This is a genomic window from Streptomyces sp. NPDC052064, from assembly GCF_055585925.1.
This window is the reverse complement of sequence record NZ_JBVJJE010000009.1, coordinates 1-12,033: the sequence shown is the minus strand read 5'-3', so window position 1 is coordinate 12,033 and position 12,033 is coordinate 1. Positions and strand designations below refer to the sequence as shown.

Below are 12,033 nucleotides of genomic sequence, written 5' to 3'. Positions count from 1 at the left end.
ACAACCGACCCGCGGCCGCCGCGGCCCTCACGCGTTCGGCCGCTCCCCCTCCCGCGCCGCCCTCTCCATCTCCCGCACCCGCTCCAGCATCGGCATCGGATCCACCCCCACCGACCCCGGCAACACCTCCGCGATCCGCTCCGGCGTCCACGCACCGCCCTCGGCGTACACGGCCCGCAGCTCCCGCGGCTGCGCCCACACGGCGATCTTCGCCCCGGCGGCGGTGTACACCTGCCCGGTGATCCCCTGCCGGGAAGCCTGGTCGGACAGCAGATACACCACCAGCGCGGCGACATCCTCCGGCTCCCCGATCTCCGCCAGTTCCATCGGCACGCCCGCGGACATCCGCGTACGCGCGACCGGCGCCACCGCGTTCGCGGTCACCCCGTACTTGTGCAGCCCCAGCGCGGCGCTCCGCACGAGCGAGATGATCCCGCCCTTGGCCGCGCTGTAGTTGGCCTGCGACACGGACCCCTGATGGTTGCCGCTGGTGAAGCCGATCAGCGTGCCGGCGCGCTGCTTCCGCATCACCGCCGAGGCCGCCCGGAAGACCGTGAACGTGCCCTTCAGATGCGTCGCGACGACCGGATCCCACTCCTCCTCGGTCATGTTGAACAGCATCCGCTCGCGCAGGATCCCGGCCACGCAGACCACCCCGTCGAGCCGCCCGTACGACGACAGCGCCACGTCGACGACCCGCTGCCCGCCCGCCATCGTGGAGATGTCGTCGGCGGCGGCGACCGCGTCCCCGCCCGCCGCCTCGATCTCCTTGACCACGGCCTCGGCGACCGCACTGGTCGGGGAGGCACCGTCGACCGCCACGCCGTAGTCGTTGACGACGACCTTCGCTCCCTCGGCGGCCGCCGCGAGCGCGACCGCCCGGCCGATGCCCCGCCCGGCACCTGTGACGACGACGACCTTGCCTGCCAAGAAGTTCCTCACGCCCGGCCCCTTCCCGTCCCACGGTTTCTGACGGACCGTTAGATTTTGCACTCCAGATTCTACGACCCGTCAGATACGGGAACACAAGCCCCGGGGAGGACTCATGTCGCTGCCGGACGCGTTCCACGACATCGCCAAGCGCGTGAACAACTGGGGCCGTTGGGGAGCCACCGACGAACTCGGCACACTGAACCTGATCACCGACGAGGTCGTCCGGGAAGCCGCGGCGACGGTCCGCACCGGCCGCCGGATCCCGCTCGCGCTCCCCCTCCGGCGCGACGGCGTCCAGACGGGGATGATCCCGGGGCGGATCGACCCGCTGCACGTCATGGTGCAGATCAACCAGGAGCTCTTCGGCCCGGGCACCGTCGCGTGCAGCGACGACGCCGTGACCATGGGGCTCCAGGCGGCGACCCACTGGGACGCGCTGTCGCACGTCTCGCACTCGGGCAGGCTCTACAACGGCCGCCCGGCACACTCCATCACCCCGCACGGTGGCGCGGAGTTCAGCGGCATCGACAAGATCCCGCACGTCGTCTCGCGCGGAGTGCTGCTCGACGTCGCCCGCGCCCGGGGCACGGACCGGCTCGACGGCGGGTACGCCGTCACGCCCGAGGACCTGGACGCCGCCGAGGAGCTGGCCGGTACGCGCGTGCGGGCCGGGGACGTCGCGCTCGTACGGACCGGGCAGGTCCAGCTCTGCCTCGCCGGGGACCGGCACACGTACGCGTATCCGTCGCCGGGGCTGTCGATCCGGACGCCGGAGTGGTTCCACGCGCGGGATGTCGCGGCGGTCGCCAACGACACCCTCACCTTCGAGGTGTTCCCGCCCGAGGTGGAGGATCTGTGGCTGCCGGTGCACGCCCTCCATCTCGTCGAGATGGGGATGCCGCAGGGCCAGAACTGGAATTTCGAAAAGTTGTCCACAGCCTGTGGAGAAACGGGCCGCTATGCGTTCCTGCTGGCGGCGACGCCCGAGCCGTTCACGGGAGCGACCGGCTCTCCGGCGGCCCCGGTCGCCGTCCTGTAGGCCCGGCACGCCAGGCCGGCCGCCTGCCAGTCCACCACCCCGCCGCCTGAAGCTGGATGGCGGCGCCGCGCTGCTCGCCCCGAGCACGGCAGCGCGCGCCGCCACCCGACTCCGGCGCTCCCACCCCGGCTCCCGTGGCCCTGACGGGGAGCCGACGCCGAATCACGACTCACACTCGCCGAGGGCCGCCGTCGTCGCAGCCCTCGCCGTCCCCTCACGGCGAATCGCTGCTCACCAGCGTGATCAAACGGTCACGACGCGTCAACACCCGTTCGGCGATTTGTTGCTTATGCGGCTTTTCCCTTGGGCGCGCACGGAAGCACATCCCGGCGCATCGCCGCATGCCATGACGAAAACGGCGGATCTGCCGTGCGACCGTGCCCCGGCACCGCCGCAACACCCCTCGGCATGTGCCGCCGTACACCGCGGCCCGCCCACCGCGCACCCGGCAGTCCCGGACAGGGCACCCCGAGCGCCCTGGCCTCACACCGCCTCGTACGCCAGCCCCTCGAAGGCCGCCCCGCCGCACGCCACCGCGCCGCCCCCGCACGCCGCCGGGACCTCAGGGGACTTCGAACACCGGTCCAGTTCGCACCAGATGCGCTTGCCGGTGCTCTCGACGCTCCAGCCCCAGCGGTCGGCGAGGCCGTCGACGAGGGCGAGACCCCGGCCGCCGGTCGCGTCGTCGCCGGCACACCGGGGCACGGGGGCCCGGCCGCTGCGGTCGGCGACCTCAAGACGGACGGTGGCCTCCTCCGTCACCGCGTGCGGCAGGGACAGCCGCAGTACGGCGGGCAGGCCGGTGTGCACCACGGCATTGGTGACCAGCTCGGAGACGAGCAGGATCAGGGTCTCGGCGAGCGGCTCGTCGGCCTGCACGCCCGACCCGGCCAGGCGGGAGCGGGCCCACCGCCGGGCCCGCCCCACCTCTGCGGGGTCGGGCCGGATTTCCAGCTGCACTTGAAGCACCTGCACCGCTCACACCATCCGAACCGGCGGACACTTAGGCTCGCGCCTCACGGGGGCCACGATCGTAGCCATTTTCTGCATGGCCAGAACAACGGCCGGGGCAAGGATCACGGAACGTGAATCCCTTGTGGGACAGCATGGTTGACGTACAGTCACCCCAACAAGCGCTTCGGGCATATTCCAGCGCGAAGGAGTACCCGTGCGGCATACTGTGCGACGCTCGCTGCGGGGAGTCGAACAGGCGGCGCGACTGGGTCGCACTGCGTTCAGAGCCACTCGCATCTCACACAAGGTACCCGAGCGAGCAGCCGACTCCGGGCCGTGACGAGTCACACAGAGGACACAAGCCGATATCAACGCTCCGTGATCACGGGATGCCACGATCCGCGACATCCCCGCGGGCATATTCGGCGACACCGCAGCCAGACGGCCTGTCAGGTCACCCCAGACCCCAGAGCAGCCGCCAGAAACTCCTCACTCTCGGTAACTCCCCCCGCACGTTGGGTTCGAACCCATGCGCGTTTCAGATGCAGATGGACCTCGGACTCCCAGGTGAAGCCCATGCCGCCGTGCACCTGGAGACAGTCCCGGGCGCCGCGCACGGCGGCCTCGTCGGAGAGCACACGGGCGGCGGCGATGTCGACCGGGTCGGCGGTGACGGCCGCCGCGTACACCGCCGCGCGGGCCGTCTCCGACCGGACCAGCATCCCCGCGCACAGGTGTGCCACCGCTTGGAAGGCCCCTATGGGCCGTCCGAACTGTTCGCGCGCCCGGGCGTGTTGCACCGCCAGTTCGCAGACGCGGACGGCCGTGCCGAGCTGCTCGGCGGCGGTGAGGAGGACGGCGACGGGGTCCGGGTCCGCTGGCGTGCCGCCGGGCACGCGGTGCAGCGGCGTCAGCGGGTCGAGGGAGCGCATCGGCACGGCTCCGGCGGCGTCGCCGCGTACGACGTCGGCCTCCGCCAGCCATTCCGCCAGCGAGCCGTCGACGGCCGCCACGACGGTCTCTCCGGTCGCCGCGCCCGGTACGGCACCGGCCGCGAGGTGGGTGGCGAGCAGCGGGCCGGGCAACAGCGCCCGCCCGGCCTCCTCGAACACCAACACCGCCTCGGCCGGACCCAGTCCGACACCGCCGTCCGCCTCCGGCACCCGCAACGCGAAGAACCCGGCGTCGCCCAGGGCCCGCCACAGCTCCCGGTCGAGCCGCCCGGGGCCCTCCGCGGTGGCCCGCAGGGCCTCCCCGTCGAAGCACCGCGCCAGCAGCCGCCGCATCCCGTCCCGCAACGCCCGCTGGTCGTCCGTCAACCGGAAGCGCACGGTCACCGTCCCTTCGGCAGGCCGAGGATCCGCTCGGCGATGATGCTGTGCTGGATCTGCGAGGTGCCGGCCGCGATGGTGTACGACAGGGAGGAGAGGCGGGCCGGCGTCCAGGGGCGGTCCAGGTCGAGGCAGTCGGCGCCCAGTACCTCGGCGGCGGCGTCGTAGAGCTCCTGGCGGGCATGTGAGTACCGCAGCTTGAAGACCGAGCCTCCGGCGCCGGGCACTCCGCCCGACGCCTCCGCCGCGCTCACGTTCCACTGCGTCAGTCGCCACAGCCCCCGGAACTCGGCGTTGAGCCTGCCCAGCCGGCGCCGCAGCGCCGGGTCGTCCCAGCGGCCGTTCTCGCGGGCCTCGGCAGCCAGTTCGCCGAGGACGCGACGGCAGGCCACGACCTCACCGGCGAAGGCCGTGCCGCGTTCGAAGGACAGCGTCACCATGGTCACCCGCCAGCCGTCGTTCTCGTTCCCGACCCGGTTCCCCACCGGCACGCGCACCTCGTCGAGGAAGACCTCGGCGAACTCGGCCGACCCGGCGATCGTGCGCAGCGGCCGTACGGTGACGCCGGGCGCGTCCATGGGCATGGCCAGCCAGGTGATGCCCCGGTGCCTGGGCGCCTCGGGATCGGTGCGGACCAGCAGCTCGCACCAGTCGGCGACTTCCGCGTGGGAGGTCCAGATCTTGGAGCCGGTCACCACGTAGTCGTCGCCGTCGCGCCACGCGCGTGTGCGCAGGGCCGCGAGGTCCGAGCCGGCGTCCGGTTCGCTGAAGCCCTGGCACCAGACCTCCTCGCCGCGCAGGATCGGCGGCAGCCAGCGCGCCCGTTGTCCGTCCGTGCCCTCGGCGGCGATCGTCGGCCCGGCGTGCAGCAGCCCCACGAAGTTGGCCCCCACGTAAGGAGCGCCCGCCTTCTCGGTCTCCTCCAGGAAGATCAGCCGGGTGGTCGGGGAGGCGTCCCAGTGGACGTCGGCGTATCCGGCGTCGTGGAGCCTGCGCTGCCAGGCGAGGTCGTAGGCCCGCCGCCGGGGCCAGTCGTCGGGGGACGGCTCGGGCGGGAGGCCGGGGAGCGTCTTCGCGAGCCACTCCCGCAGCCGGGCCCGGTACTCCTCCTCCCCGGGCGTGTCCGACAGGTCCATCAGCGGTCGAGGTCCAGGTCCAGCATCCGGATGGCGTTGCCGCGCATCAGCTTGTGGACCGTCTCGTCGTCGAGGCCCTTCACATGGTCGAGGGCGACCTCCTTGGTGTGCGGGAAGGTCGAGTCGACGTGCGGGTAGTCCGTCTCGAAGGTGGCGTTGTCGCGGCCCACCACGTCCAGGGACGCCACTCCGTGCTTGTCGCGGAAGAAGCAGCAGAAGATCTGCCGGTAGTAGTACGTGGACGGCGGCTCGGGGACCGTGTCGCGGACGCCGCCCCAGGCGCGGTGCTCCTCCCAGACGTCGTCGGCGCGCTCCAGGGCGTACGGAACCCAGCCCATCTGCCCTTCGCTGTAGGCGAGTTTGAGGCGCGGGAACTTCACCAGCACCCCGCTGAAGAGGAAGTCCATCATCGAGGCCATCGCGTTGTTGAAGCTGAGCGAGGCCTGGACGGCGGGCGGGGCGTCCGGGGAGGCGGTCGGCATCTGGGACGAGGACCCGATGTGCATGTTGACGACCGTCCCGGTCTCCTGGCAGACCGCGAAGAACGGGTCCCAGTAGCCGGAGTGGATGGACGGCAGCCCGAGGTGGGTGGGAATCTCGGAGAAGGTCACCGCCTTCACCCCGCGCGCGGCGTTGCGCCGGATCTCGGCGACCGCCAGCTCGACGTCCCACAGCGGGATCAGGCACAGCGGGATGAGCCGCCCACCGCTGTCCCCGCACCACTCCTCCACCATCCAGTCGTTGTAGGCGCGCACGCAGGCGAGGGCGACCTCCTTGTCGTGCGCCTCGGCGAAGGTCTGGCCGCAGAACCGCGGGAAGCTCGGGAAGCACAGGCTGGCCTCGACATGATTGAGGTCCATGTCCTTCAGGCGCTCCTTCGGGTCCCAGCAGCCGGGCCGCATCTCCTGGCGGGTGATGCCCTCCAGGGTCATCTCGTCCCGGTCGAAGCCGACGGCGGCGATGTTGCGCTTGTACGGGAACTTCAGGTCCTCGTAGATCCACCAGTCGGTGGGCTGGCCGTCCGGGTCCATCGTGATCCGGTACTTGCCGCCGACGTAGGCGAGTTCACCGATCCCGGCGGTCAGCGCCTTGGGGCCGCGGTCGCGGTACTTGGCCGGCAGCCACGTCTCGAAGAGGTGGGCCGGCTCGATCACGTGGTCGTCGACGCTGATGATGCGGGGCAGTTCGGTCGCCATGGGTCCCCTCCGCCGGACGGTACTTATCTGATGCTGCGTCAGATAGCATCCCACCTGACGATCCGTCAGCCAAGGAGTAGGGGGCAGACGTGAACGAGACCCCGCATGCCCTGAGTTCGTCCCGCACTCTGTGGGAGCTGGTCACCCGGCGCGCCGCCCTCACCTCAGACCGCCCGCTCTTCCTCCAGGACGACCGCACGCTCACCTTCGGCGCCCTGCGCGCGCGTGCCGAGCGGGTCGCGGCCGGCCTGTACGGCATGGGCGTGCGCCCCGGCACGGTGGTCGCCTGGCAGCTGCCCACCCGCATCGAGACGGCCCTGCTCTCCTTCGCGCTGGCCCGCCTCGGCGCCGTGCAGACCCCGGTCATCCCCTTCTACCGGGACCGCGAGGTCGGCTTCGCGCTGCGCGAGTCCAAGGCGGAGTTCTTCGCGGTCCCGGGCGAATGGCGCGGCTTCGGCCACACGGAGATGGCCCGGCGGCTGGGCGCGAAGGGCGTCTTCGAGGCCTACGACGACCTGCCCGACGGAGATCCGTCCCTGCTGCCTCCCCCGCCCTCCGACGGCACCGCGGTCCGCTGGATCTACTGGACGTCCGGCACCACCTCCGCCCCCAAGGGCGTGCTGCACACGGACCGTTCCCTGATCGCGGGCGGCTCCTGCCTCGCCCACGCCCTGCGGCCGTCGGCGGACGACGTGGGATCGATCGCCTTCCCCTACGCCCACATAGGCGGACCCGACTACACGGTGATGCTCCTGCTGTACGGCTTTCCGGCGGTGCTGTTCGAGCAGTTCGCGCTGCCGGACGCGTTGGAGGCCTACCGGCGGCACGGGGTGACGGTGGCGGGCGGGTCGACGGCGTTCTACTCGATGTTCCTGGCGGAGCAGCGGAAGCAGCCGGGGACTCCGGTCGTCCCCTCACTGCGGCTGCTGGCGGGGGGCGGGGCGCCCAAGCCCCCGGAGCTCTACCACGCCGTCGTACGCGAGATGGGCGTGCGGCTCACCCACGGCTACGGCATGACCGAGGTGCCGATGATCACCATGGGGGCACCGGACGACACCCCCGAGCTGCTGGCGACGACCGAGGGTCGGCCGCCGGAGGGGATGGAGATACGGATCGTGGACGGGGAGGTGCGGTTGCGCGGGGAGGCCGTGTGCCGGGGGTATCTGGATCCGGCGCAGACGGCGGAGGCCTTCGACGAGGACGGGTTCCTGCGCACCGGCGACCTCGGGCGGCTGACCGGGACCGGGCACCTGGTCCTCACCGGCCGGCTGAAGGACGTGATCATCCGCAAGGGCGAGAACATCTCGGCCCAGGAGATCGAGGACCTGCTGCACCGGCACCCGGCGGTCGGGGACGTGGCGGTGGTCGGACTGCCGGACGCGGCGCGCGGGGAGCTGGTGTGCGCGGTGGTGGAACAGCCCCCGGGAGCCGAGACCTTGACACTCGCGGCCGCGACCGCCTTCCTGCGCGCCGAGGGGCTGTCCGTGCACAAACTGCCGGAGCGGCTGGAGGTGGTGGACGCCCTTCCGCGGGGCGAGACCCTGCGGAAGGTGCTGAAGTACAAACTGCGCGAGCGTTATTCGGGCACGTGAGGCTATTCGGGCACGGTGAAGTAGCGGGCGAAGGCGGGCACGACCTCGGCCTCGCCGACCTTGCCGTCACCGTCCGCGTCGAGCGTGGCGGCGGCCGCGCCGGCGACGTCCTCGGGGACGCCGAGGCACTGCAGGACGCGGGCGGCCTCCTCGACCGTCGCCGCGCCGTCACCGTCGGTGTCGGCGACGTCCAGGGCCGCGTGCAGGAAGGGGCGGGCGATCTCGGCGAAGCGGTCGGGGTTGTCGCGCAGGCGCTTGACCGCGCCGCTCACGAACTCCTCGCGCGTGATGCGCTGGTCACCGTCACGGTCCGCTATCCCGGCCATGCCCTGCCAGAAGCCCTCGGCGCCGACGTACAGCGCCTGCCCCTTGTCGGACCGGGCCGCTACGGCGAACTCCGTGAGCAGCGCCTTGGCCGCGCCGTAGAAATCCTCGCGGTCGATGTAGCCGTTGCCGTCCTGGTCGAAGGTGGCGAACCGGGCGGCGATCCTGCGCTCGTACTCGCTGGTGACCATGTCTCTTTCGGGCCGCCTTACGTCAGGTGGGGTGCGTCTCGCTCGGAGCGTACGACGGAGGGGGCCGTTCGGGCGCGGGAAAACGTCACTTGCGCCAAGACCGGAGGAATTCCGGGACAACGGCGTGTCGGAACGGCAACACTCGCCCTGCCGTGCGTCGACGGCCCCTCACGCGGAGAGGGGTTCGCCCTCGTCAGCCAGGGCCGCGTCCAGATCGCCGTACACGTCGAACAGCCTGCGCACGCCCAGCGCGCCGAGGACCCGGTTGACATGGGACCCGTCGGCCGCGCCCCGGGCGGGCAGCACCAACCGCAGCCGGCCCTGGCAGGAGCGGATCAGACGGCGGGCGGCGATGAGCACGCCGACGCCGCTGGAATCGCAGAAGAACACCTCGGACAGGTCGAGGACAAGACAGTGGTACCCCTCGGCCACCGCGTCGTGCACCCGCTGACGCAGCACCGGCGACGTCACCAGATCCAGCTCGCCCGACACCTGGAGCACGGCCCATTCGCCCTGCTCGCCGCTGGTCACTTTGAAGGTCACCACCACGCCCTTCGATCGCCAAACCGGAAGCAGTCCCTACGCTTCCTTTCAGCGCGGCTGCCCAGCGGCCGTTCCCTGAAACACAACCCGAAAAACGGATCCCCGCGAGATGAGGCTTGTTTTAGTCGACTTCGATCCTGTTCGATCCTCTTCAGTCAGGTCTGATCGGAGAACCGATGGGTAGGCACGGCCTGACGGCACCCGGCACGAGCGCCGGTGGCCCCTACCACCTGCGGCCGGTCAGGGGGCGCACATTGCCACAAAGGGGCGTGCGCTACCGGACGTGCCGACTAGATTCGGGGAGACGTCGGACACAGGCTGGACCAGGGCACGGGCGCGGGACACGAGCAGGGGTGAGGGGGCCGCATGGCGAAAAAGGACGTACCGCCTCGCTGGGACCGCAAGATGCAGCAGCGACTCGCCCGTGGGGAGGCCGCCGCCCTCGGTGAGTTCTACGACCGGTTCGCCTCTCTCGTGTACGGCCTCGCCCACCGCGTACTCGGCGACGAGCGCGCCGCCGACGGCATCACGCGCGAGGTCTTCATCCACGTCTGGGAGCATCCGGACACCTACGACCCCAAACAGGGCCCTTTGCGCACCTGGGTCGCCGCACTGACCCACCATCTGGCCGTCCAGCGCCTGCGCGCCACCGAGACCGCCGCCTTCGCCCGCGAGGGCTCGGGTACCACGGAGGAACTGGAGTACAAGGTGCGCCGGGCCTCGGTCGCCGCCCGCGCCGACTACATCGTCCAGTCCATGCCGGTCCCGCTGCGCTCGGCCCTGGAGCGGGCCTACTTCCAGCGCCGCGACTACCGCCAGACCGCCACCGACCTCGGCATCACCGAGGACGAGGCCCGCCGCCGCCTCCGCCTGGGGCTGCAACTCCTGTCCACCGCCCACGATTCCGAGGCACCCGGCGCACCGCCCGGATACGGGGGTGCGGTGTGAACGGGCCGGACCGGTTCGAGGCGTACGACGGCGCGGAGGATGACGGGCACGAGGAGAAGGACAACACCCGGAACGAAAGCGGCACGGGCCCTTCCGGTAGGCCGGGCCGGCCCGGCGGGTTCGAGCACGGCGACGGGCAGGAGCCCGGGCGTCCGCCGCGGATCCCCATGCCCCGGGCCTCCGTCGAGGACAGCGGGCTGCCGTTGCCCGCGCTGGAGGAACCGGGCGACGCGGCATCGCCGCCGCCCGTGCGGCCCGTGTTCGAGCACCCCGTGCTGAAGGCCCTGCTCGGTGCCTGGGCGCTGGCCGCGTGCTCGGCGGAGGAGGCCACGGCCGTCGAGGAGCACCTCGGCGAGTGCGGCGCGTGTGCCGACGAGGCGCGGCGGCTGCGCGAGGCGGTCGGGCTGCTGCAACGCCCTGACAGCCTCGACCTGGACCCGCGTTTGCGCACGCGGGTCCTGGGGTCCTGCCTGGAGCGCCGCCCGCCGCGCATCCCGGTGCCGGACTGGGCCGCCGCCTACGACGCCGAGACCGCGCGTCTGGACGCCCTGCTCCAGGACTTCGGCGACGCCGAGTGGCACGCGCCGGTACGGCTGCGCTGGTTCCGGGCCGACAAGGCCACGAGTCGCCGTACCACCGTCGCCGGCGTCATCGCGCATCTGCTCAGCGTGGACGGGCTGGTGGCGGTCGCGCTGGGCCTCGACGACCCGCTGGGCGACGTCACGTCCCGGCGCCCGACCCCGGCGGCCCGCACGGAGGCCTACTGGAGTGCCTCCCACTTCCCGCCCACCCGTGCCGTGCGGGCGCCCTGGCGGGAGCAGAGCCACGACCTCGTCCGCGCGGTGTCCTTCACGGGCGGCGGCGTCGGCAGGATGCCGGTGCCGTACGGCGGCTTCGAGCTGCCCCTGCACGACGCGATGCTCGACCGGGCCTTCGAGTGCTGGGTGCACGCGGAGGACATCGCGGACGCGGTCGACTACCCGTACGACCCGCCCTTGCCGCGCCATCTGCACCGCATGATCGACCTGGCCGCCCGCATGCTGCCGAACGCCCTGGCCCACCGCCGCCGCAACGGCCTGGCCGCACCCGCCCACCACCGCCACCTCGTCACAGCGGGCGAACCGGGCCGCAGCCTCCGCCTGGAGATCGAGGGCTCGGGCGGCGGCGAGTGGCTGATCCCCCTCGACTCCCCCGCCGCGAAGGGCTCCGCCGATCACGAGGTGGCCCACGTGGCCCTGGACGGCGTCGAGTTCTGCCGCCTGGCCGCCGGCCACGTACCCCCACAGGAGGCGGCAGCGGGCCAGGTGGGAGACAGAGAGGCGATCAGGGATGTCCTGTTCGCGGCCGCGTCGCTGAGCAGGATGTAGAACCCGACCGCAGGGGCACGTACTGAGGGGCGCGGGGAACCGCGGAGCTCCTAGGAGCTGTCCGGGCGATCACGGGTTCCGTTAGGGTGACTTGGCGGAGGGACCTGATGAGTGCTGTGGAGTTGAGTCGCGCGGATGCCGTCGCGCTCGTGCAGCGGATCATGCAAGCGGACTACGCCTCAGACGACGAGGTGGATGGCTGGCTGGACAGGCTCGACAGAGCCCTGGCATGTCCGTCCGGTCATGTCAGCGACTTGATCTTCTGGCCGCCGAGGCGGGAGCTTTCGGCTGATGAGGTGGTCGATCAGGCCCTGGCATATCGGCCAATCGCTTTGTGAAGTCGGGACTCAGCTGCGAAGCCAGATGAGCAGAGCTGCGGTGGTCGCGGTGCCGAGGAAGATGTAGCCGCGCTTGTCATAGCGAGTGGCCACAGCCCGGGACTGCTTCAGCCTGTTGATCGCTCGTTCGACGGTGTTGCG

12 protein-coding genes are annotated in these 12,033 nt (G+C 71.5%); 5 read left to right on the top strand and 7 right to left on the bottom strand.

The genetic code is table 11. From position 1 onward, the window contains the following. Positions 1-27: 27 nt before the first annotated feature. A complete protein-coding gene (locus ACZ6TU_RS24195) occupies positions 28-942 on the bottom strand; it encodes an SDR family NAD(P)-dependent oxidoreductase (RefSeq protein ID WP_467672866.1) in 915 nt (304 codons plus the stop codon). 103 nt (positions 943-1,045) lie between these two features. On the opposite strand from ACZ6TU_RS24195, the gene ACZ6TU_RS24190 reads away from it, so the two are divergent. Next, a complete protein-coding gene (locus ACZ6TU_RS24190) occupies positions 1,046-1,972 on the top strand; it encodes a cyclase family protein (protein ID WP_467672864.1) in 927 nt (308 codons plus the stop codon). A 483-nt stretch (positions 1,973-2,455) separates the two neighbouring features. On the opposite strand, the gene ACZ6TU_RS24185 is transcribed toward ACZ6TU_RS24190, so the two are convergent. From ACZ6TU_RS24185 to ACZ6TU_RS24170, 4 genes are all read right to left on the bottom strand, one after another. Next, complete coding sequence (locus ACZ6TU_RS24185) at positions 2,456-2,932, bottom strand: ATP-binding protein (RefSeq protein WP_467672862.1); 477 nt, start codon at positions 2,930-2,932, stop codon at positions 2,456-2,458. 443 nt (positions 2,933-3,375) lie between these two features. Further along, complete coding sequence (locus ACZ6TU_RS24180) at positions 3,376-4,257, bottom strand: acyl-CoA dehydrogenase family protein (RefSeq protein WP_467672860.1); 882 nt, start codon at positions 4,255-4,257, stop codon at positions 3,376-3,378. A gap of 2 nt (positions 4,258-4,259) precedes the next feature. Then, a complete protein-coding gene (locus ACZ6TU_RS24175) occupies positions 4,260-5,393 on the bottom strand; it encodes an acyl-CoA dehydrogenase family protein (RefSeq protein ID WP_469550930.1) in 1,134 nt (377 codons plus the stop codon). Next, positions 5,393-6,589: an amidohydrolase family protein gene (locus tag ACZ6TU_RS24170; protein WP_467672856.1), complete on the bottom strand. Its 1,197-nt coding sequence runs from the start codon at positions 6,587-6,589 to the stop codon at positions 5,393-5,395. The genes ACZ6TU_RS24175 and ACZ6TU_RS24170 overlap by 1 nt, the downstream gene beginning before the upstream one ends. An 89-nt stretch (positions 6,590-6,678) precedes the next feature. Here ACZ6TU_RS24170 and ACZ6TU_RS24165 point away from each other — a divergent pair, with 89 nt between their 5' ends. Next, a complete protein-coding gene (locus ACZ6TU_RS24165; RefSeq protein WP_469550926.1) occupies positions 6,679-8,181 on the top strand; it encodes a class I adenylate-forming enzyme family protein in 1,503 nt (500 codons plus the stop codon). A gap of 2 nt (positions 8,182-8,183) precedes the next feature. On the opposite strand, the gene ACZ6TU_RS24160 is transcribed toward ACZ6TU_RS24165, so the two are convergent. Next, entirely contained in the window at positions 8,184-8,696 is a 513-nt protein-coding gene (locus ACZ6TU_RS24160) for an EF-hand domain-containing protein (RefSeq protein ID WP_467672852.1), read from the bottom strand. Between the two features lie 168 nt (positions 8,697-8,864). Next, positions 8,865-9,245 (bottom strand): STAS domain-containing protein, encoded by a 381-nt coding sequence (locus tag ACZ6TU_RS24155; protein WP_467672850.1) that lies wholly within the window; start codon positions 9,243-9,245, stop codon positions 8,865-8,867. A gap of 360 nt (positions 9,246-9,605) precedes the next feature. Between ACZ6TU_RS24155 and ACZ6TU_RS24150 the strand changes: the two genes are divergently transcribed. From ACZ6TU_RS24150 to ACZ6TU_RS24140, 3 genes are all read left to right on the top strand, one after another. Next, positions 9,606-10,187, top strand: coding sequence for a sigma-70 family RNA polymerase sigma factor (locus ACZ6TU_RS24150; RefSeq protein ID WP_467672849.1), 582 nt, complete (start codon positions 9,606-9,608; stop codon positions 10,185-10,187). Then, entirely contained in the window at positions 10,184-11,554 is a 1,371-nt protein-coding gene (locus ACZ6TU_RS24145) for a maleylpyruvate isomerase N-terminal domain-containing protein (protein WP_467672847.1), read from the top strand. The genes ACZ6TU_RS24150 and ACZ6TU_RS24145 overlap by 4 nt, the downstream gene beginning before the upstream one ends. 107 nt (positions 11,555-11,661) lie before the next feature. Then, positions 11,662-11,892, top strand: a complete 231-nt coding sequence (locus ACZ6TU_RS24140) for an e9imm peptide (RefSeq protein WP_467682378.1) — start codon at positions 11,662-11,664, stop codon at positions 11,890-11,892. Positions 11,893-12,033: the final 141 nt, after the last annotated feature.

Coding starts and splice junctions, on each gene's coding strand:
- ACZ6TU_RS24160 (WP_467672852.1), bottom strand. CDS start 8,696: ATGGTCACCAGCGAGTACGAGCGCAGGATCGCCGCCCGGTTCGCCACC.
- ACZ6TU_RS24140 (WP_467682378.1), top strand. CDS start 11,662: ATGAGTGCTGTGGAGTTGAGTCGCGCGGATGCCGTCGCGCTCGTGCAG.
- ACZ6TU_RS24150 (WP_467672849.1), top strand. CDS start 9,606: ATGGCGAAAAAGGACGTACCGCCTCGCTGGGACCGCAAGATGCAGCAG.
- ACZ6TU_RS24170 (WP_467672856.1), bottom strand. CDS start 6,589: ATGGCGACCGAACTGCCCCGCATCATCAGCGTCGACGACCACGTGATC.
- ACZ6TU_RS24190 (WP_467672864.1), top strand. CDS start 1,046: ATGTCGCTGCCGGACGCGTTCCACGACATCGCCAAGCGCGTGAACAAC.
- ACZ6TU_RS24175 (WP_469550930.1), bottom strand. CDS start 5,393: ATGGACCTGTCGGACACGCCCGGGGAGGAGGAGTACCGGGCCCGGCTG.